The following is an 18,066-nucleotide window of genomic DNA, read 5'->3' on the forward strand; positions in this document are numbered from 1 at the left end:
CGAAACTTCAGGCGTCCGGATTTGCGCTCCGCCTATTTTTGGGGTCCAAAACGAAAATGAGCCCCATTCCGCAGGTGATGAGCACCACGCTAAAAATGTTCCAAACGAAGAACAAAGGATAGCCGAGAAAGGTGGTGCTGTCGTTGAAGGCCACATTTCCGGCAAAAACAGAGGCAACGACAATGACCGCAATCAGAAATCGCATCGCTCCCCCATATCCGCAATTCGTCGGAGAGCGCTACTTTAACATGGCCACGCCGAAGTGGAAGCCTTTCCAAGGAGCGGCTAATGCCTTTCCCGGCATACCTTATGTCGGCGACCTCATCTCCGTGCGATGCAATGTGATCAAGGGGTATATCGTCAGCGCGTTCGTCGAAAGCAGAAGCAGTCCGGCCGAAATTGCTTCATCTCATCGGCGGAGCTTCGAGACCGTTTCCTGACCGTGTTGGCCAGATTGCGGCACTTCGGCCCGTACGCGAGCATTAGGATGAAGGCCTCTGTCATCATCGGTCATTGATGAACATCATCGAGAAAGTTCCTGAGCAGGGCGTTAAAACTGGCGGGAACTTCCCAAAAGGGAGCGTGCGAGGCGCGTGGGATCCGGATGCATGTGTCGTTCCACAGATTTCCGTAGGGGACGGATTTGACGTAGTCCAGGTTGACAATGTCATCCAACGCGCCGTTCACGATTGCTGTCGGTACGTTGGTTGCAGAAAGCACGTCCCGCTGGTTTGCGCCCTGGCCTTTCATGGCTCCGCTCACGAGCAAGGGCCGAAAATGTTTGTCCGTTCGCCTGATTGTGTTTGGGATGAAAGGCTCCAGATGAGGGCCCATGATGGCGTGTGCAAATTCGACCGCCTCTTCCGACGTAAGCTCTGCCTCGCCGGCCAGTCCGCCGAGCGGCCTGCGGCGAAATCCTTCGGCGATGTTGTCCCCGACGGGTGGGGTACCGGTCACCATGATGCCGTCGATTCCTGCCGAGCGGGATAGCATCTCGATGGCTATATGACCGCCGAGTGACCAACCGACGATAACGGCGCTCCTGATGCCCATCGCCGCCATCACCTCCAGACACGCATCCGCCAATCCTGGCCGCGAATAGGTCCGTTTCGGATCCACCGCATCGCCGGATTCTCCGTGGCCCGGCAAGTCAAGCGCGATGAGATGGTATGATCCGAGAATGTCATCCATGAATTGCTTCCGAAAGACCGCGCGACAGGTCGAGTTACCGTGAAGAAAAAGTACTTTCGGGCCGTGTGCGGAGTTCTCCTCTACAGCAATGACCCCGTGAGAGGTGACTACTTCGGTTTTTGAAAGTTTGGACATCTACCTTCGTCCTTTGCCTGATGGCGCAATTCTCGAATATATTCGTCCGATGGGCATGGGCCGGGTCCGAGCATTGCAGCGTTGTTTTATCGGGACTACTGGCCGGTTTCTAAGCGAGGCTCGTTGGTTTCAACTGAAACCGACGGGTGAAAGCCGGGGATCCGGGTTAGTCCACTGTGTTCAGCAAGGGCCGCATCACGGCAAAACGCTCGATGTTTTCCGCAACCGCTCGTGCGATGTCGGCCAGGGATCTGTCGGTAATGCCGGCAACATGGGGGGTCATAATGACATTTGGATGCGCAAGAAGAGGGTCGAGCGCGTCGGCGGGTTCCGTCCAGAATACGTCCAGGCCCACTCCTCCCAGTTGGCCGTCTGCGATGCAGGCCTCAAGCCCCTTCCTGTCGATAAGCCCGGCGCGTGCAATATTGATGAGGACGGCACCGGGACGCAGCCATCGCAAATGCTGCTCTTGAACAAGCCCTGTCGTTTCGGACGTATGTTTTACGCAAACGATCAGGATATCCGACTGTGAAAGGCAAGCTTCTGCATTTTCAGCGGAGTAGCACCGATCGAGGTGATATTCGGATGCTTTTCCCGCGCTGGGCGCTCTCGTCAAGCCGAGCAACCGAACGTCAAACGCCTTGAGACGTTTCGCAAGCGATTTCGCAACAGCGCCAAGACCGTACAAGCAGACGCTACGACCTGCCAGCGCGGTCCCGATGGGGGCTCCAAGAATTCCGTCTCGGATATTTTCTCGAACTTTATTGCATTGGCGCAAGAGCATCAGCAGTAGAAGAATTGCGTGCTCGGCAACGGAATCCGCGTTCCCCCCGGTTCCCGGAACGTTCGCGACGGGGATTCCTCTGCAACGCGCGGCGGCGAGGTCAACGCCATCAAGGCCAACGCCGAATTGTTGTATGAACTTCACATTACCGCGGTCCATTTCGACCGCTCCGATCCGTTGAGCACGCGGGATCAGGATATCGATCTTGGAAGGCATAGTTGCGAGTTCACCATCCCACAGAAGTATCTCGTGGTCGCCTGCAAGCGATCGTTTTAGATAATCGGGCATGTCCGGGAATGTATGTCCGGAAAACACGATACGCATCAAAGTCACCTCGATGTCTGAGACAAAAGAAGAGCCCGAGCTATCGCGCCGTGCGAATGCAGGAATGTTTCACAGCTGGCCTCGTTTGTTTCAGATGTGAGAAATGGCTGGAATGCTCTGGGATGGGAAAGCACTTGCGGACGGAGGATCGGTCTGTTGCTACGCATGTCGGGCGTTCAGCGGATGAATGTAATCCGCGACTAGGCGGCATGTGACCGTTCAGCGGTGTCTCTGAAATGTGCGAGGCCGGTGATTGCCTCTGTAACCGGCATTCGGATCCCGCGCTGGTTGGCGAGTTCGATGACGGCATCGCAAATCGATGCAAGTTCCAGCTGGTTCCCTTTCTCAAAGTCCTGCAGCATCGAGGTCTTCACATCTCCAAGCTTTCGTCCGGATTCGAGGATGATATCCGGGTCGACTTCAAGCTTGGCGCCATAGGCATCGATCACAGGAATGACTTCCCGCAACATCTGTCGGCTGATGTCTGCAAGGTAGTGATTGCCGAAGTTTTCGCGCAATGTGGCTCCCGTGATGGCGGTTACCGGGTTGGAAATGAGATTGCGAACGACCTTGGTCCACACTGCATCTCGAATACGAGGCGCGATCCTGGCGCTGATCCCGGCGGCGTTCAGCATACTTGCCAGGACATTTGTGCGCTCAGAGGATCGGTCATCAAGTTCCCCGATCGTCATCTGCAGCGGGTTGGCGGTTCGTGCTGTTCCCGGGCACGTGCGCTCGGCAGTGATCAGCGTGGTCGTGCCGATTATCTGTCGTGAGGGTATCAATCTCTTCAGTCTCCCATCGGGATCGACCGATTTCACGACTTGACCGGTCCAATCACCCTCATCGCCGTCGAAATACCACCAGGGTATGCCGTTGACGACTGGAACAATGATGGTCTCGGCGGAAATGAGCGGCTGTAGAACGGCCGCCAGGTCAGCCAAATCATGAGACTTGGAGCAGAGAAATAAAATCCGCTGCGGGCCAAAGTCCGTCGCCTGGCCGACGTCGACGCGCGCACGATGGTCGCCTTCGCTGTCCAGTAAGCGAATACCCTGCTTGTTGATCGCGGCGAGGCTGTCGCCCCGAGCGACCAGCCGGACATGAAAGCCGGCGATCGATAGGCGCGCTGCAACCGTAATCCCTATCGCACCAGCACCGGCTATACATATCGGTAAGCCTAAACCGGCTTTGTCGAAAAATCCGGGCATATGCCCTCCTGCTGATATCTATCGGCAGGATCGGTGAGCCTCGTTTCCGCGCTATTACAGCAATCGTCCAAACCGTTACAGACTTAGTCAATCAACCTGAGTGATGACATCAAATCGTCGCTTTTGAAGAACCGGTCCCGTCACGGGATGATCGCCTCGCCCGACGCAATCCTGTCGTATCGGGCCGTGTCAATGATCACGCGGGCGATCGCCGCGTCGCCTTGCCTGTCTGGCCGGAAGTTCAAGGCGCATATCGTATGAAGACGTAGTCGTGGTTCTCGACGTTGCTGACATGACAGGAAAGACAGGTTTCGTGCTGGGCAATATCGACCGGCTTGCCGTTTACGAACCTTCCGAAACCCCAGCCATGACTGTCAGGGTATTTCTTCGAGTCCTTCACCATGACCTGCACAGTCGTCGCGGCGCCCGGAACGGTCGCAGGCGCGAACTCCGTCGACTGCTTGCGCTTGTAGGCGAGCTTGACCAGAATCGAACCATCCGGAAAGGGCAGCGTACCCTTCTTGTAGGCGTCGACCGCGATGTCGTTGCCAAGCACCGAGCGCAGTTCATCAAGCGGCGGCGCTTCCTGAGCCGGCGCTATGAACTTCCAGTCTCTGTAGCCTTCCGGAATGGTAACCCCGTAGATCGGAGAAGCATTTTCAGGAGCTGACTGCGTCGCCGCGCAAAAGGACGCGACGGCGCCAAATGCAAGTGCGGAAATGACAAATATGCCAGGGAGTGCGGGCTTCAATTTGGACTCCTTTCGGACCGATGATCTGAAGCCACGATTGCTGGCGATTGTATCCGCATAATTTCAGGGAGGCGCCGATATGTATCAAAATGTGTACGGGCTGGCCCAAAGGACCTTGAATCGGCGTGTATATCAGACTGACAGCACGAGGTGATACCGGCCGCGATTGCGGCGAGCATGGTGCTATCGCCCAATTCTGTCCGGTAATGCGGAGGCAATCGCAAGGTGATTGAAGACACGCGAAGCCTTGGGGAAACTGCACCGAAGCGCATCGCGAGACACCTATGTTCGCAGCTATGGATTGAAGCGCGCCGAAGACGTTTGTCGTTGGGCAGTCGCAACGCTGACCAGCAGTGCGACGAGCACGTTCAGAGTCAGTGCGATGAAACCGGTGTTGATCTGCTTTACCGTCGCCGGAGCATTTGGAAAGAAGCTGGCGATCGTCAAGCCAGTCGTGACGACGATGCCGACTGTGCCGACGCCGACGATTATTCCCGCGGCTGCCCCCTCCTTCGTGAAGGGGTTTTTCGGCAGGAGGCTCGCAAGAAGAGCCGGAAAGAGCTGGGTCACGATGCTGTAACCCATAATCAAGATGGCAACGATGCTTTCTCCCCCCATCAAGGTGAAAAGCACTGCAATAGCGGTCATGAGTAGAACCGAGCACTTCGTAAAACCGGTGACCAGCCTGTCAGAAATCGAGGGTGCCAGCTTTCTCAGAATATTCGTCGAGATCAGAGTGGATCCGACGATGACGATGGTCGAACCCGGCACAAGTGCCGTAAGCACGCCTGCGGCCCCGATCACGCCGACGAACCAGGGATCAAATGTGGCAATGGACAGCTTCAAGAGCGCCAGGTCGATTTCGTCGCCCTGCAATCCGGGGATCTTGAGGACGGCCGCAAAACCGACGAGCATTGCAAACAGCATAACCAGCGAATAGAGCGGCATGAGCACAGCGTTCCGCCGAAATGCACCCTCTGATCTGGACGTGTAGACGGAGGAGAAGGTGTGCGGCCACATATAAAGGCCGAGGGCCGAAAGCGCGACGGTGCTGCAATACCAAACGATCGTTTCGCCGGTATTCGGAAGTGCCAAGAAGCCGGGCCTTGCCATCTCGATCTGATCGAACATCGGTCCAATCCCCCCATAGTAGTGATAGGGAAGGTAAAGCCCGAGAAACGCACAGATGATCCAGATCGTTACGTCTTTGACCGCAGCGGCCCACGCAGAACCGCGCATGCCTGAAGCGATGACGTACAGGGCCATCAGCGCCGCGCCCAAAATCACTGCCCTGGACTTCGAAATCTCGCCCCCGGACAAGGTTTCGGCGATGATACCAAGGCCCTTGAGTTGCAGGATGAGATAGGGAATGAGGGCCACGAGGCCGACGACAGTGACCAGAAAACCGAGACCGGGGCTGTCGTATTTCTGCTCGAAGAAATCCGGTTGCGTGACCAGTCGCATCTCGTTGGCAAAACGCCAAATAGGCGGAAGCAGCCAGTAGGATGTGACAAAAGCCAGGCAGGTGTAAGTCAGGATGTAAAATACTGTGCCGCCCTTGCCATAGGCAAATCCACTTGCACCAAGGAATGTAAAGGTGGTGTAGATTTCCCCCGCCATCAGCAGGAAGACCAGGACGGGCCCAAATCGCCGCCCGCCCAGCGCCCACTGCTCGAGACTGACGCGGCGATGATTGCGGCCCCAAGCAGCCAGGATCAAAATCGCCGCTACGACTGCGCAAATCAGCCACAAGGCACTGTTCACAACGAGCACTCCTTCCGGTCGATTGCGAGGGCAACGACTGTGGCAATCCAGAGTGGAGGCAGGGACGTGCTCTCCAAGGCCGAGCGGTTTGTGCGGATGTCACCACGTCTTTTCCGTCGCCGTGAAAAACCAACTGGGCTTCGAAGAGAGGCGGGCATCTAGCGAACAGTCTCGTTGCGATGGGGCGGCTCCAGGGTGGATCCGCGTTGGAGCCGACTCGCAGACTATCTCCGGACAAGCGAACTGAACAGGGCAGGGACGCTTCTTCTCAGGCCAATCGTCTTACGATCGTAATAATTGATTTCCGTGCTCCGGGTCTGCTCACGGTGATGTTACGAACACAATGATTTCCTCTGATTTTGCAATGAAGCGTTCATGACCCGAACCAAGCTTTGCGACCTCTCCAGGAGGCCGGCACGGACCGGTTAGCCGTCCATTGCCCGCTACGCCCCGACGATCTGCTGCCTCATTGGGCTGCGGTCCCTTCGCGGACGGAGCCATTCAATCGAGGAATTTTACATGACCCGCATTATGATCGTAGGAAATGGCGCCGTCGATTGCCGCTACGCGCCGATTATCGAGTCCGCGGATCTGGTTGTCCGGTTCAATGATTGCCGCTCCAGTGGCGCCAGTGGCCTGCGCACCGACGTCGTTGCGGTTTGCAACACCGGCCGACCAGCCAAGTCGATGCTGGGCTCAAACGTCTGGCGATCACATCCAGCTGTCGCTCAAGCGGGGGAGATCTGGTGTGTACGTGATCCCAGGAAATTTGCCGCGATGAAACCCCTCATTGCGGTGCTCCACCCGGAACTAGACGATTTCTGCGACGATGGCACGCAGGCATTCAATGCGTTCTGCCTGGAAAGCGGCAAGCGCTGCTTCGTCATCGACGAACGAACGCACGATTGGGTCGATGACGTGCTGCAGTCCTACCACCCGGCGCCCTATGTCGTCCCAAGCAGCGGCATCATCGTGATCGCCAGCGTGCTGGACAGATATCCCGATGCAACGGTTACCATTGTCGGATTTGGACATGAAGGATGGGAATATCACCCATTCGCCGCCGAACGGCGGCTCGTCGATGACTACGTGACGTTGGGCAAGCTGCGCAGGCTTTAGCCGGCAATCATATCCTTGCAGATGTAACCGCAATCCCCCGATCGATAACCGGGCAGACACCTGGTTTCGCAATATCCGTCACCGGCGCCGAGGAGGTAACCAGCGCAAAATTCGCGCTGGGAGCCTCCATGGTGCCGGGTGCAAATGCCATTTCCACGGAGACAACACACAATGCCTGACGCATCTATCCCGAAAACGCTGGCCAATTCCTTCGATGTCATCGTTTGTGGTTCCGGGACATCTGGTTCGATCGTTGCTCGTCGTCTGTCCGACAATCCAGATCTCAACGTCCTACTGCTTGAATGCGGATGGATAACTTATTCAGACACGATCGAAACCGCCACGCGATGGCCCGAAAATATCGGCGGCCCTCACGATTGGGCGTTCCATTCCGAACCGCAGGCGGGTCTGCGCGGTAGATCGCTGCTGATGTCGATGGGCAAGGTCGTGGGTGGCAGCTCCAGCATCAATGCGATGATCTGGGCGCGAGGTCATCGCCACGATTGGGATTTCTTCGCTAGCGAAACGGGGGATGCCGGATGGGGTTACGAAGCGATTTTGAAGCTTTACGGCACGATCGAGGATTACCGCGGCAGCCCGGACATGGCGCGTGGGAAAGGCGGTCCCGTCGCGGTTTTTCAGCCGGCGCGACCTCATCCGATTGCGCCAGCCTTGGTAGCTGCCGCAAAGTCTGTCGGGATCCCCGAATTCCGAAATCCCAACGGCTACATGATGGAGGCGAAGAGCGGTTGTGCCATCTCGGACGTGCGAGCCGATGGGCTGGAGCGGGTAACCATCTTCGATTCCTATCTGCGTCCGGTGTTCGGTCGCGACAATCTGACCTTGGTCACCGGCGCAGTCGTGCAGCGCGTCGTCACAGAATCCGGACGAGCAGTCGGCGTCGATGTTCTGCTCGACGGCATACCGCAACGCTTCGCTGCCTCACAGCAGATCGTGCTGTCCACCGGATCGATCAACACGCCGCGCATTTTGATGCAATCCGGCATCGGCAACGAGATTGAACTGAAGCGGCTCGGAATTCCGATCGTTCAGCATCTTCCCGGAGTCGGCGAGAACCTGCAGGATCACCTTTGTTTCCCGAGCATTTTTGAGTATCACGAGCCGCAGCCAGCACGGGGCAATGGCAGCGAAGCGACAATCTACACATCGGTTCATTCCGACAGCGCTTCACCGGATGTGCTGATGTGCCAGGGCGAATTCCCGGTCTGCAGCCCCGAACTTGCAAAACAGCATTCCGTTCCCCAAAATGCCTGGTCACTGGTCGCAGGATTGGCGCAGCCTCGCAGCCGAGGCAGGGTCAGACTACGCAGCGCCGATCCACGCGATGACGTCGTGCTGCAACTCAACGCTTTGTCGGATCCGCGAGACCTGGCGACTGCACGGGCAGCGGTCGAACTCAGCCGGGAAATCGGTGCCCAGGCGCACTTGAAGGAGCTGACAAAATGTGAGGCCTTTCCCGGGAGCGCCTACAAGAACGACCTCGACCTATTCATAAGGCAGAGCGCCGTTCCCTTTTGGCACCAGACCTGCACGGCCAAGATGGGGCGGGACGAATGCTCCGTCGTGGATGCAAAGCTCAAAGTCTACGGCATCGACAATCTTATGATCGCCGACGGATCGATATTCCCCCGGATTCCGACGGGAAACACAATGGCACCCTGTGTCGTCGTCGGTGAGCGGGCTGCGCAGATATTGCTGAAGGAAATATCAGGCAGCGTCGCGACCCCGACCGCTTTCGAAACCCGGCTCTGAAGGGTCATGGGACCGGCAATTCCGTCGGCGGCGCTGCCGATCGGAATTGCCGGGGGCCGATAGCTCGGGCCACAATTCTTGGACGTTCAGCCGGCCACGCCAGGAAGAGTTCGCTTTGGCGCCAATTCCGGCCTGATTTTGCTTGCGCCTGTGAGGAAATGGAGAGCCACTGTTGACCGCGATTCCGTCGGATGCTCGAGGTTTTGGCGTCTAGGCGGTGCAAATTGAGTCTCACTGGCGCTTGTCGACAGCCGGCGTTTCAATTGTAACAAAGCCGCGCCGGCTGTAATGCATTTGAAATCTCGTGCAGCAATACGCGAAGCTAGGCCGAATTCATTCGAGTGGTGTCTGGGGGTTACAACGTGAAACACATTCTGGTCGTCGATGATGACAGTAAGCTTCGTGGCCTTCTGATAGACTATTTCTCGCAACACGCCTTTCGTGTCACCGGCGTGAAGGACAGTCATCAGCTCGGCCAGGTGCTGCAAGCCGAACCGGTGGATCTCGTTATTGTCGATCTCAACCTCGGCCACGAGGATGGGCTGGAAATCGTTCGGACATTATCGGGCAAATCGGACGCGCCGATCATCATTATCAGCGGAGACCGGCTCGACGAAACCGACAAGGTGGTCGGGCTGGAGCTCGGCGCCTGCGATTACATCACCAAACCTTTCGGCCTTCGGGAATTTCTGGCCCGTGTAAGAGCAGCGTTGCGCGTTCACCCGGTGGCGAGCGATCGCAAGGATCGCAAGATCTATTACTTCGACAAGTGGATCCTGAACGTCAAAAGACGGCAATTGATCTCGAACGAAGAAAGCGAGGTCAAGCTGACCGCCGGTGAATTCAATCTGCTCACGGCGTTCCTCGATATGCCCCGCCAGGTGCTGTCGCGCGAGCAGCTTCTGTCGGCAAGCAGGGTGCATGACGAGGAGATTTTCGATCGCAGTATCGACGTTCTCATCCTGCGGCTCAGACGCAAGCTGGAAGCCGACGCCTCGGCGCCGAAGTTGATACGTACCGAGCGCGGCGCCGGCTACCTATTCGATGCCGACGTTGTTGTTGAAGCGCGCAGGCGAGCCAAGTGATCGGTTCTCGACGGGGCGCCAGGTTCCGCATGTGGGCGACCTGGCGAAACCGTCAGGCTGTTCTTGCGGTGATTGCCCTGGGTCTTTCCTTTGGCGTTGAAGCGGTTCACGCGATCGATCGCAATCCCAATCCCCGTGAGCCGCTTGCCCCACTGACTGTGCCTGAAGGGCTTGATGCCGAGAAGGTTGCACTTGGCGGGTTGTTGTTTTCTGACCCTATCTTGTCGGGCATGAACAAGCTTGCCTGCGTGAGTTGCCACGACCTGACCGCCGGCGGAACCGTCAACGTCAGGCGAACGGTCGGCTACAAGGGTCGCGTTCACCGGTTTAACGCGCCGACGATTTTCAACGTCGGCAATAACTATCGGCTCGGCTGGAGAGGAGATTTCACGTCGCTCGAGGATCAGAACGAACGAATATTGCTCGACGACAACCTCATGGCCGCGACGTGGCCGGATCTGCTCGCGCGGCTACGCCAGAATCCGGCATATTCGGCCAAGTTTCAGAGCCTTTATGGCCGTCCGGTGCAGCGCGAGGACCTGCTTGATGCCATCGCGACCTTTCAGCGGTCCTTGACAACGCCCAACGCGCCGTTTGACAGATACCTTGCCGGTGATCTCAACGCTCTGTCGGAGAAGGAGCTGGAAGGATACCGTCTCTTCAAGGACCTTGGTTGCGCATCCTGCCACCAGGGGTCGAACGTCGGTGGAAACATGTTTCAGAAGTTTGGGATCTTTGCTCCTCCGCCTTCAATTGATCCCGACAACGATGGAGATCTCGGGCGCTACACACTGACTGGAGTTGATGCAGATAAAGGCGTGTTCCGCGTCCCCAGCCTGCGCAACGTTGCCGTCACGGCACCCTATTTCCATAATGGCAGCGTCTCTTCACTGTCGGATGCAGTCGAAATCATGGCTCGCAGCCAGCTTGGGCGCACGCTCAGTCAGCGCGATGTGGAGTCCCTGGTGGCGTTCCTGAACACTCTTACGGGCGAGTACAATGGACACAAGCTCCAGCCGGCCCCAGCGTCGAGCAACGATTGAATTATGGCGTATCGCCGTACTCGTCATCGGTGCATTCTGCTTCGCTCTGCTGGCAATCGGACGCGTTCCGTCACGAGACACGCACGAGGCGATACTGACGGCATTGAGGGCTATCGATGTCAATCATGCTTCGTTGCAGCGCGACGTGCTGCGGGCAAGAGCAGGGCTGCTCAGGAATTATGATCCGTTGGTCGAATCGATCGTCAACCTTCATGCTGCGCTCAGCAGGCTAAGGGCGACGTTCCCGGAAAGCGGTGTCGAGAACGTCTCCGACCTCGATCGGGAACTGACCGCGCTCGCCCAGTCGATCGACCGGGACGAGGCATTGGTCGAGCGTTTCAAAACGGACAACGCGATCCTGCAGAACTCTCTTACGATAGCAAACCAGTTGCTCAGCGAACTGCATGCCAGCACTGATCCGGCAATCCAACAGGCGCTGGGGCGGTCGAACGATCTCGGCAATATGATGATGCGCTTTGAAGCCGATCCCGGCGAGCGGCTGGCTCGTTCGATCCAGGACCAACTTGGCGCCATACTTCGCTCCGATGCCGCAAACGTCGCCGAAGTCAGAACCTATGTCGCGCATGCCCGCATGATCCTCGCGACGCTGCCGGCGGTCGATGGCACGATCGCCTCGATCCAGGCATCGCAAACGCCCGTCGAGGCGCAACTCCTGCAGAAGCATTATCTCGATGCCTTCGGCGTCATCAGCGTTCGCTCGGCCTGGAGCAGGATCTTGCTGGGCTCGATCTCCGTTCTGCTGTGCATCTACGTCGCTATCCTCGTGTACCGATTGCGCAGTCAGACCAATCGGTTGACCCAGCAACTCGATCTCGAAAATCTGATAGCGGATATCAAGCAGCGTTTCAGCGATGATTTCGACTCGGTCGCGAATGCTGTCATGGACTCGCTTGTCATCGTGGCGGAGTTTTTTGATGCAAGCCGATATGCTTTCGTCGTCGTCGACACGAGTTCTCGATCGGTTGTTGAGAGCTTCGGAAATGTGGAGGCGCCGACCTTGGCCGGTCTTACCGCCCGATTTTCGGACCAGATATCGGCTTCGACCATGGCGGAGAAGCTTCACTGGGATCGCTTCTTTTACCAAAATCTGCAGCGCTCGGAGATGCAGGCACTTCCCGAAGGTTCGCTCAGTGCCGGTTCAGTCGTTGCGACGAGCATAGACGCCGGAAAAGTCGGATTGCTCTTCCTCGAACATGCCGAAATTCGCAAGAAACCGGGTAGCGACGAAATAAGATTGCTCGGGCAAGCAATCGTCGCACTCTCACATAGCTTGAGGGGAAAGCGCGAGCGCAAGGAAAGGCAGGAGCTGGAGGGGCGCCTTGAGCATGCGCAAAGGTTGGAAGCAGTCGGCACGCTCGCCGGCGGCATTGCGCACGAATTCAACAACGCGCTTAGCGCGATAATGGGTTATGGGGAAATGGCGCTGGAGCTCAACCAGGCACCATCACGTACGCGCCAATATATTCAGGAGATTGTCTCGAGCGGCCTGCGCGCGAAGCACGTTGTCGATCAAATTCTCACTTTCAGCCGGAAGCGCGAGCGGGTAAGCAGGCCCTTCGACGTCAAGGAGGCCATCGACGACATCGTGCCGCTCGTGAAAATGTCGATTCCGGACACTATCCAGCTATCGAGCACTATCGCGCCGAACATGCCGGCGGTCGCCGGCAATCCGATCGAGCTTCAGCAGGTGATAATGAACCTCTGTACGAACGCCGCGCAGGCGACGGGCGAAAATGGAAGGATTCAAATTTCGGCGCAGATGGCAGAGTTTTCTGCCGACATTGCCCTTTCGCATGGCAATATTACCGCCGGGCGCTATATCCTTCTCGGCTTGACAGACAATGGAACCGGTATCGCACCCGGCCTTTTCCCGTACATCTTCGAGCCTTTCTTCACGACCCGAGTGAATCGAGGCGGAACCGGCCTCGGTCTGGCCGCTGTTCACGGCCTTGTCACTGCGATGGACGGCAGGATCGACGTGGAAAGTCGGCAGGGCGAAGGCACGACCTTCAATCTCTATTTCCCGGTGAGCGCTGCAGCACCCGTTCCTTTGGAACAATTTTTCAATGAAAGGACGGTTCCGCTTGGCAATGGCGAAATGGTTCTGCTTGGCCAGCGCGATCACAATCTGCGTCTGATGTACGAGGAAAAGATTGCCGCGCTCGGATATGAACCTGTCGGCTTTGAGAGCCTCTCAGCGCTCAAGGACTGGGTGTCGGAAAGCGCGCGCGCGCCCGACCTGATCCTTCTCGATCTCGATTTATGGCAAGTCATGCCGGACCTGCGACATATCGCCGGCGAATTCGGGCAGACCACCACGGTGTTTATCGTTGAGCCGGAGCATGCCGGTGCCGATCATCGCGTCTTTGCCGACATATCAATGTTGCGAAAACCCATCAGTTCCAACCGCCTTGCTGCTACGCTGTTCGAATTGATTGGGAACAAGCAACCGCGCCCCGAGGTCCCCCGATAGCCGGCCAGGTTTCCGGTAAAGTATTTTACCTTTTAGTGGTCGAGACTTGCTGCCGGTCGGTCAAGGCCTCGGGCCGAACCAAGAAGTAAACACCCAGGCCCATCGTGAGCGCGCTGACGAAGAGCAGGTAAAACACATGCGAAAGCGACGAGATCGTCAAGAACGTGGCGAGCGTTACCGGTGTCAGGCCACCAAAAAATGCGTAGGAAACATTGTAGGAGAAAGATACGCCCGAAAAACGGACTGGGGGCGGAAAGCATGAGACCATGACAACGGCTGCTCCAACGGCACTAAGGCCGGAAAAGCCGATTATGGCGCTCGAAAGAAAGACCTGGGCCGGGGCTGGCGTAGAAATATTGTAAAAAGCAAAGCCGCCGATGGCCAAAAAAAGGCCTCCGACCATGAAGAACCGCGCCGCGCCGATCCGATCGAAAAGCAGTCCGCCTGAAACCACCCCGACCACGAGGGACATCGCGCTTATCGTTGTCGCGATCAGCGCAACTTGATGGTCGACATGGTGAGATCCCTCCAGGATTGTTGGGACCATCAGCGTCAGCATCACGACACTAGCCGACAGGATCCAGGTGCAAAGGACAGAAATAACGATGCTCCGCCGATAGGTCTTCACGACCACGGCCAGAGGCAGTTCGGGAACAAGTTGTTTTTTTGCTCTTAGAGTCACAAACACCGGCGTTTCATGCAACATGCGGCGAAGCCGCATCCCGATGAGGCCGAAGACACCACCGAGAATGAAAGGCAACCGCCATCCGTAACTCAACATGTCGGCGGGCGGCAGAATCATCGTCGTCAGTGCCGTAAGGGATGCGCCCAGGAAAATCCCAACCCCAAGCCCGGCGCACACCAGGCCACATGCAAAGCCCACACGACGCGAGGAAACGTGTTCGGCCGCAAATGTCCACGCGCCGGGCACTTCCCCGCCGATTGCAATACCCTGAAGTATGCGCAGGACGACGAGCAATAGGGGTGCGGCAATCCCGGCGCTCTGATAGGTCGGTAAAAGCCCGACCGCGAGCGTTGCGCCGGCCATCAACAGAATTGAGAATGCAAAGACGCGCTTGCGGCCAAACATGTCGCCGAAATGGGCAAGCACTATTCCTCCGAGAGGCCGGAAAATGTAGCCGGAGGCGAATATGCCGTAAGTTTGTATCATCGCCAGCCATGTCGGCATATCAGGCGGGAAGAACAGCACGCTGATCGCCTCGGCAAGGAAGACGAAAATTACAAAGTCATAAAATTCCAAAGCCCCGCCAGCGGACGCAAGACAAAGCATCCGAAACACGTCTCGGCGTCTTGAAGGACGGGTCGAATGCCGATTCCATTGCATGTCGGCTTCGGTTTGTTCTGAGCGGGTCAATTTTGATGCGACGCCAATTGGGCCTTGATGGAGCGTATAGGCTCCTAACGTCGATGGTACCTGCGGGAAAAGTGAAATTCGGTTACAGATGAAAGAACCGCACTATCCGAGGGCCAATTCCCCTCGAATCTGTGCTGAACGCGGCAGTTTGCTACAGATGAAATACCAAGGCAGGTTTTTGAAGCGACGGCGCAACATTTCATCCTAACCTAGGCGTATTGCAAAGTGGTCATTCTGGCCGCGCGACAATGGGAACCCAGTCATGAAGATTCTGATCGTCGGGGCCGGTATTGCCGGACTTGCTACGGCAAGAGCGCTCGAGCTGAAAGGATTTGAGGTCGACATCGTCGAGCGGCGCAGTATCTCCCCCACGACCGGTCAGGGCATCTTCCTCTTGGGCAATGCATCACGCGCCCTGGCAATGCTTGGGGTACTGGGGGACGTCTTTGATGTCGCCTTTCCAATCGAGGCACAGAGAATTTTGACGTCACGCGGTGTGATCATCAATGATGTCGCCACCCAGACGGTCTGGGGCGACTGCGGTCCCTGCCTCGCACTGCCGCGGCACAAGCTGATCGATGCGCTCCAGGCGTCGATCAGCACGACGAAAGTGTCCTACGGTATCTCCGTCACCGCGGCCCGGTTGCGGGATGGCATCAGAGAAGTGCACTTCAGCGATGGCAGCATCGACAAATACGACCTCGTCATTGGCGCTGACGGAATTCGCTCGGCCGTGCGAGAATTCGGTTTTGGCGGGAGGACACCGCGCCCCCTCAGCATGTCTTGCTGGCGTTTGGTGGTCGAAAACCACAATCAGGTGGACGCCTGGACGGCTATGCTGGGAAAAGGACGGACGCTCCTTGCCATACCTTTGAGCCGCTCCGAGCTCTATATCTATGCCGACTGTCCGGTGGAACAGTTCGGCGATGGATCGATTGGCGTTCTCCGGGCACGCTTTGCCGACTTTGGCGATCCGCTGGGCTCGATCATCGCTGCTCTCGACGATAAGGTCACAGCCCACACTGCAAGACTTGAAGAGATTCCAGCCGGTCGTTTCATTGACCAGGGGCTTGTGCTGGTCGGCGACGCTGCGCATGCCTCTTCGCCGAGCATGGCTCAAGGCGCGGCGATGGCGCTTGAGGATGCCATCGTGCTTGCCGCCTGCCTGGCTCAGAATGGTCAAGTCGCGCAAGCGCTGGAGGAATTCTACACGCGGCGAAAGGGGCGTGTCGAATGGGTCCAGCAGCAATGTCATGCGCGTGACAAGCTGAGAGGCGCGGCAGATATTGTCCGAAATCTGGTGCTTCGCAACTTCGGAAACGCGCTCTACGCGCGGTCCTACCGGCGCCTGGCGCAGAGCCTTTAGATCGATCACCCAGCGGCTCTGAGAGAGCATTGGGGGCGCTGTTTGTTGTCGGCTGTGCCGCAACTGCCTAGCGTCGCCTCTCTGGCCGATCCTCCCTCGCGCTCGGAAGAACATTGCTTGCGCCCATCGCCGGCAATGCATGATGAAATGAGATTTCACGGCTCGACCCGAACAATCAAACCGACGAAAACAGGCGCCGCGCTCTCAAGACAGCCAGCCGTTTGGGGCTCCTAACAGTCGACAGCCGGCGCTATGACCAGTTCTGCGATCAGGCCGCCGTCCGGCCTGTTTCGCAAATTGAGGCTTGCTCCGAACGTCGCGGCTAACTGTTGGGCGATCGCCAGACCGAGACCGCTGCCGGGAATTCCCTCGCTGGCGATCTGGCCGCCCCGCACGAAAGGCTTCTTGACAGCCTCCAGCAGTTCGTCGGCGATCCCCGGCCCCCGGTCCAATACGGTAATTATGATCTCATCGCGATGTGAGCGGATGGCGCTGACCTCGGCGGCTCCCGCGAATTTTAGCGCGTTATCAATGAAGTTCGAAAGGCTTCGTCTCAAGGCCCGCGGCTTGGTCACGATCGGACCGGTAACGGAATTGGCGATGGAAACAGTCCGGCCAGTGTCTTGATAATCAAGCACGAGGCATTCGATGAATGAGCGGAAATCGACAAGTGCGAAGCCCTCTTCATTCGCATGCGCATTCCTGGCATAGGCAATGCCTTCGCGGACCAGCCGCTCAGTCTCATCGAGATCTCTGAGGAGCTTTTCCTTTTCCGGAAAATCGCTTGCCAATTCAGCGCGCAGTCGCATGCGGGTAATCGGGGTCTGCATGTCGTGGGAGAATGCCGACAGAACCTGTATGCGCTCGTCCAACTGTTGCGAGATTCGGTGTCGCATGGCGTTGAAGGCCTTCGCCACCGCGGCAACCTCAAGAGGGCCACCCTCTTTCAACGGTTCGCCCGGGCGATTTGGATCGAGCGCCTCCACTGCCGCGGTGATTTGGGTCAGCGGCAAAATCGACTTTCTGACGGCGTAGGCAAACATGCCTGCAGACACCAGCAGGAAGACAACATGACTTGCAATCATTGCCATCGCCGGTCCCATGGTCTGGCGTTCTGTGTTACCGGCTACGAGAATCTTCCGAGGGGGCAAAATCTCGGGCGGGGGAGGGGAAACAGCATCTGAGCCGCTGCTCTCCAGCATCCCCGCCCCATCAGCGCTTGCCTCTTCCCGCGTGACCTGCAGCGGCGTCTGCCGATCGTCGAGCGCTGCAAGTTCGGTCGGTACGGCTAACACTTGTTGTTCGGCCCCGTTCGGCTGGGCTGGGTGCCGCACCTCGTTGTAGAGGCCGACCGCCAGACCGCCATGAGCAAAAACGAGACCGACGGACAGGATGAACAGCAGCCGCCCGCGCAAGGTTCTTGGCGGTACGCGCCATGCGGCGTCGGTGGAAATTGTGGTCACAGAAGAACGAAATCGCCCGGTCATCGGTTTCTCTTCAATGCGCTTGATGGCAAACGGATGAAAGACTTGTCCATCTTCAGACGAGAAGCAGGGGCCAAGTCGCAGGGAGAAGTGCTGCTGCAAAACCGCAGCATCGTTTCAGTTCTCTGGAAATATGTTTCGTCTGTAATGAAGTACGCCGCAGAATT

The 18,066-nt window shown here is 57.4% G+C and carries 14 protein-coding genes; 6 read left to right on the forward strand and 8 right to left on the reverse strand.

Going from position 1 to position 18,066, the window contains the following annotated elements:
• Positions 1-7: 7 nt before the first annotated feature.
• From FHT93_RS32645 to FHT93_RS32670, 6 genes are all read right to left on the reverse strand, one after another.
• Positions 8-205: a hypothetical protein gene (locus FHT93_RS32645; protein WP_018114838.1), complete on the reverse strand. Its 198-nt coding sequence runs from the start codon at positions 203-205 to the stop codon at positions 8-10.
• Positions 206-510: 305 nt separating this feature from the next.
• Positions 511-1,326: an alpha/beta hydrolase gene (locus FHT93_RS32650; protein ID WP_183851219.1), complete on the reverse strand. Its 816-nt coding sequence runs from the start codon at positions 1,324-1,326 to the stop codon at positions 511-513.
• Between the two features lie 166 nt (positions 1,327-1,492).
• Entirely contained in the window at positions 1,493-2,434 is a 942-nt protein-coding gene (locus tag FHT93_RS32655; protein WP_112542154.1) for an NAD(P)-dependent oxidoreductase, read from the reverse strand.
• Between the two features lie 200 nt (positions 2,435-2,634).
• Complete coding sequence (locus FHT93_RS32660) at positions 2,635-3,645, reverse strand: 2-dehydropantoate 2-reductase (protein ID WP_112542155.1); 1,011 nt, start codon at positions 3,643-3,645, stop codon at positions 2,635-2,637.
• Positions 3,646-3,886: 241 nt separating this feature from the next.
• Complete coding sequence (locus FHT93_RS32665; RefSeq protein WP_183851220.1) at positions 3,887-4,396, reverse strand: cytochrome P460 family protein; 510 nt, start codon at positions 4,394-4,396, stop codon at positions 3,887-3,889.
• A 294-nt stretch (positions 4,397-4,690) separates the two neighbouring features.
• Positions 4,691-6,160 (reverse strand): sodium:solute symporter, encoded by a 1,470-nt coding sequence (locus tag FHT93_RS32670; protein ID WP_112542216.1) that lies wholly within the window; start codon positions 6,158-6,160, stop codon positions 4,691-4,693.
• 531 nt (positions 6,161-6,691) lie between these two features.
• Here FHT93_RS32670 and FHT93_RS32675 point away from each other — a divergent pair.
• The 5 genes from FHT93_RS32675 to FHT93_RS32695 all read left to right on the forward strand — a co-directional run bounded on the left by FHT93_RS32675 (position 6,692) and on the right by FHT93_RS32695 (position 13,674).
• Positions 6,692-7,279 (forward strand): Urease operon accessory protein, encoded by a 588-nt coding sequence (locus tag FHT93_RS32675; protein ID WP_183851278.1) that lies wholly within the window; start codon positions 6,692-6,694, stop codon positions 7,277-7,279.
• Positions 7,280-7,450: 171 nt separating this feature from the next.
• A complete protein-coding gene (locus FHT93_RS32680) occupies positions 7,451-9,052 on the forward strand; it encodes a GMC family oxidoreductase (RefSeq protein WP_183851221.1) in 1,602 nt (533 codons plus the stop codon).
• A gap of 362 nt (positions 9,053-9,414) precedes the next feature.
• Positions 9,415-10,137 carry a response regulator gene (locus FHT93_RS32685; RefSeq protein ID WP_183851222.1) on the forward strand — a complete coding sequence of 241 codons (723 nt, stop codon included), beginning with the start codon at positions 9,415-9,417 and terminating at the stop codon, positions 10,135-10,137.
• A 29-nt stretch (positions 10,138-10,166) separates the two neighbouring features.
• Positions 10,167-11,180, forward strand: a complete 1,014-nt coding sequence (locus FHT93_RS32690; RefSeq protein ID WP_210299465.1) for a cytochrome c peroxidase — start codon at positions 10,167-10,169, stop codon at positions 11,178-11,180.
• Entirely contained in the window at positions 11,137-13,674 is a 2,538-nt protein-coding gene (locus FHT93_RS32695) for a two-component system VirA-like sensor kinase (RefSeq protein ID WP_113206449.1), read from the forward strand. The genes FHT93_RS32690 and FHT93_RS32695 overlap by 44 nt, the downstream gene beginning before the upstream one ends.
• A gap of 25 nt (positions 13,675-13,699) precedes the next feature.
• Here FHT93_RS32695 and FHT93_RS32700 read toward each other — a convergent pair whose 3' ends face one another.
• On the reverse strand, positions 13,700-15,019 hold the full coding sequence (locus FHT93_RS32700) for an MFS transporter (RefSeq protein ID WP_281413617.1): 1,320 nt from the start codon (positions 15,017-15,019) through the stop codon (positions 13,700-13,702).
• Positions 15,020-15,311: 292 nt separating this feature from the next.
• Here FHT93_RS32700 and FHT93_RS32705 point away from each other — a divergent pair, with 292 nt between their 5' ends.
• Positions 15,312-16,415, forward strand: coding sequence for an FAD-dependent oxidoreductase (locus FHT93_RS32705; RefSeq protein ID WP_183851224.1), 1,104 nt, complete (start codon positions 15,312-15,314; stop codon positions 16,413-16,415).
• A gap of 230 nt (positions 16,416-16,645) precedes the next feature.
• On the opposite strand, the gene FHT93_RS32710 is transcribed toward FHT93_RS32705, so the two are convergent.
• A complete protein-coding gene (locus FHT93_RS32710; RefSeq protein ID WP_162728499.1) occupies positions 16,646-18,001 on the reverse strand; it encodes an ATP-binding protein in 1,356 nt (451 codons plus the stop codon).
• Positions 18,002-18,066: the final 65 nt, after the last annotated feature.

Origin of the sequence: Rhizobium sp. BK379 (assembly GCF_014193955.1) — a bacterium.
Classification (GTDB): domain Bacteria; phylum Pseudomonadota; class Alphaproteobacteria; order Rhizobiales; family Rhizobiaceae; genus Rhizobium.

Bases quoted from the DNA above. Each gene is read 5' to 3' on its own strand.
- FHT93_RS32650 (WP_183851219.1), bottom strand. From the start codon at position 1,326: ATGTCCAAACTTTCAAAAACCGAAGTAGTCACCTCTCACGGGGTCATT.
- FHT93_RS32705 (WP_183851224.1), top strand. From the start codon at position 15,312: ATGAAGATTCTGATCGTCGGGGCCGGTATTGCCGGACTTGCTACGGCA.
- FHT93_RS32695 (WP_113206449.1), top strand. From the start codon at position 11,137: ATGGACACAAGCTCCAGCCGGCCCCAGCGTCGAGCAACGATTGAATTA.
- FHT93_RS32655 (WP_112542154.1), bottom strand. From the start codon at position 2,434: ATGCGTATCGTGTTTTCCGGACATACATTCCCGGACATGCCCGATTAT.
- FHT93_RS32680 (WP_183851221.1), top strand. From the start codon at position 7,451: ATGCCTGACGCATCTATCCCGAAAACGCTGGCCAATTCCTTCGATGTC.
- FHT93_RS32645 (WP_018114838.1), bottom strand. From the start codon at position 205: ATGCGATTTCTGATTGCGGTCATTGTCGTTGCCTCTGTTTTTGCCGGA.
- FHT93_RS32700 (WP_281413617.1), bottom strand. From the start codon at position 15,019: ATGCAATGGAATCGGCATTCGACCCGTCCTTCAAGACGCCGAGACGTG.
- FHT93_RS32690 (WP_210299465.1), top strand. From the start codon at position 10,167: ATGTGGGCGACCTGGCGAAACCGTCAGGCTGTTCTTGCGGTGATTGCC.
- FHT93_RS32660 (WP_112542155.1), bottom strand. From the start codon at position 3,645: ATGCCCGGATTTTTCGACAAAGCCGGTTTAGGCTTACCGATATGTATA.
- FHT93_RS32675 (WP_183851278.1), top strand. From the start codon at position 6,692: ATGATCGTAGGAAATGGCGCCGTCGATTGCCGCTACGCGCCGATTATC.